Raw genomic sequence first — 2525 nt, forward strand, 5'->3', positions numbered from 1 at the left:
TAGGCTGACACAGATTTTCGAACGCCCTCGTAAAAATGAAGACGGTTCCAACGTCCATCTAGATTTTAGCAACGCTTTTTTTACCTTTAAAACCGAAATTAGTACACGACAAAAATATATAGACGAGCAAATAGCTAAGGAAGTATTAAAGTCTGCTTTAGCTAATTTTAAAAACAAGAAGTAATTGAATTTTTAGTAAACGTATTGTTTTTTGTCCGATCAAATGCACAAAATAATTACTTAGACATTGATAATACTTCTTTTCTAGTTATTGGATGCAATGAATTTAGCTTATTTGTTTTTAAAAGCTCTAACAATCCATGCAAGGACTCGATTTCAACATTAGCTGAAAGCTTGTCATTGACTTCTTTAGCTGCCTCGCGGGATAAACCTATATTAATCAAATCAATCATTCTCTCATCACTAGCACCGATCTCAATGTAGGTATGTAGTTTGATACTATTTAAATCGAGCTTTTTTAACTTTATAACATTTGACAATAAAACTTGATAACAGCGCAATGCATTTGCCATCCTGAATCGAATATCATTGTTTATAACTTTTATAACATCTCTAACTGCTTTATTTGGATTAACTAAATCTGTTTCTTTTTTCTTATGGTTTTCCATCCACTCAAGTTGCTCGGTAATAATATCCTTTAAGCTTCCCCCTTGAACCCATTTTGTAGCAATAACCCCCATGTACGTCATTTGATAATCACCAGTCGGAGTAAAGACACCAAATTCAGTTAGCTTTTCACAAACCTTAACCAAAACTTTATATAAATCTTTCGATTTTGGATGGGGTAAAACCCATTCATTTAAATTAGTAGTATCATTTAAAAATTTGAATAACTTGTTTTGCTGTATATAACCTATTGTAGGGCTAGCTTCGAGAGTAAAAGGAGCGACTAATAAACTTTTATATGCGTTTTTTACAGCCATATGCAATGACTCTACGTCTTCAGGGTCTAACTCTAATTCATTTGCTTCGAGAGTTCTATCTATATTGCCTTCAGCTAGTTCCTTAATCAATTTATTAGCAATAGTGTAAAACTTGTACTGCTCTTCTGCATCATGGGCATACTGCCCTTTTAAAGCCAAGTAAACATGTTCTAGCTCTTCATTAAGTGCTTTGAAAAATGTGGGGATCTTTTGCTCATCAGTATCGACCTCTTCAAAATAGTCTTGCACCTGCCACTCTTCGGGTTCAACAATGAAGACATTACCAGCAAAGTGCTCAAGCATTCTGCCAGCTCTTCCTGTAATGTTATTTACTTTTACATCATCTAACCGTTCTGGCGCTCCCATTCCTGCCGACTGCATTGGTTTAAAGAGAAATAGATTTTTTGCAGGTAAATTAACACCTTCTGCCAGCGTGCTAGTGCAAGCGACGAACTTTATTTGTTCTTCCTTAACGAGATTTTCAATCATCACCCTCAAAGAACTTGGCAAAGGGCCATAATGGAAAGCAACCCCTTTCCTCAAGTTACTAGCCAATGTAAATCGATCATGGATGAACTCTTCAACGTAATCTGCTGCTTCTTCTAATTCATTGGTAGTGTTAAAAAACTCTATTTTTTCCGCTATATTTCTCGCTATAACTTCACAATGATCTGTTTGGTTTCTATATATGATATTGCAATGACCTTGACCAAGCTTAATAGCTATATCTGAGAGATGCTTCCCATTAAAACCTTTTGGTATTTCTATTTTATCTTCTGTGTTCAACCTCTGGATGGTCAAATTTCGACCTACAGGTCTTACTTCCATTAAAATCTTAGCTACAGGTGAAACAGAAGTAATCTCTTTTGTAAATTCCACCCCATCAAATACTGTTGAGAATGAGTCTTGATAACTGGCAGAGGGCATACTAATAATTACTTGTGGGTAGTCACTAGTTTCTAACAATTTGTCGATAGTTAGGTGAAGCAGCACCCCTCTGCTTTCATCTGTTATGTTATGTGCCTCATCGATAAACAGATAGTTGAATGTTAAGTCACCTGTTTGCAACGCATCAAACAATCTTTCTTGAGTCATTACGAAAAATGTTTTATTTGCATAGGTGTTATCTTTTGGTACTGTACAGATCTCTATCTGCTGGTCAAAATTGTGTTCTTTAGCTATCTCGTAAAGTTTATTAGCAACCTCAGAAATTAAAGCTCTTGTAGGGACTATAATTGCAGCAAAAGCACCATCTGAGTCCATTATTCTTCTAACTAAATAACTAAGAATAATGTGCGTTTTCCCTGCTGACGTAGGTGCTACAGTTATTACATCTTCATCAGCTATAAGGTTCTCCCAAAGCGATCTTTGAAAGTCAGTAAGAGGGAAGTTAAGATCTTCGACAGTATTAAGCTCTTGTCTAAAATCCATTTCAGCTTCAGAATAAAAATTGTACTTAAAACTTAGTGAAGGGTAATTTTTGTCTATGAGCTTTATATTTGGAAAATCTCCGGCATTAGAAAATACCTTTTTAGCAATTGCGATGATTTGTAAGCGTCGGTTAAACCACACCTAGCTTTT

General features: G+C 35.4%; 1 protein-coding gene and 1 pseudogene. One reads left to right on the forward strand and one right to left on the reverse strand.

From position 1 onward, the window contains the following. Window positions 1–184: pseudogene (locus tag DS2_RS20940) on the forward strand (hypothetical protein); the annotation flags it as partial. A 52-nt stretch (window positions 185–236) separates the two neighbouring features. Here DS2_RS20940 and DS2_RS19170 read toward each other — a convergent pair. Beyond that, window positions 237–2516 carry a DEAD/DEAH box helicase gene (locus tag DS2_RS19170; RefSeq protein ID WP_051480032.1) on the reverse strand — a complete coding sequence of 760 codons (2280 nt, stop codon included), beginning with the start codon at window positions 2514–2516 and terminating at the stop codon, window positions 237–239. Between the last annotated feature and the right edge of the window lie 9 nt (window positions 2517–2525).

It is taken from the genome of Catenovulum agarivorans DS-2, from assembly GCF_000568405.1.
GTDB classification, from domain to species: Bacteria; Pseudomonadota; Gammaproteobacteria; order Enterobacterales; family Alteromonadaceae; genus Catenovulum; species Catenovulum agarivorans_A.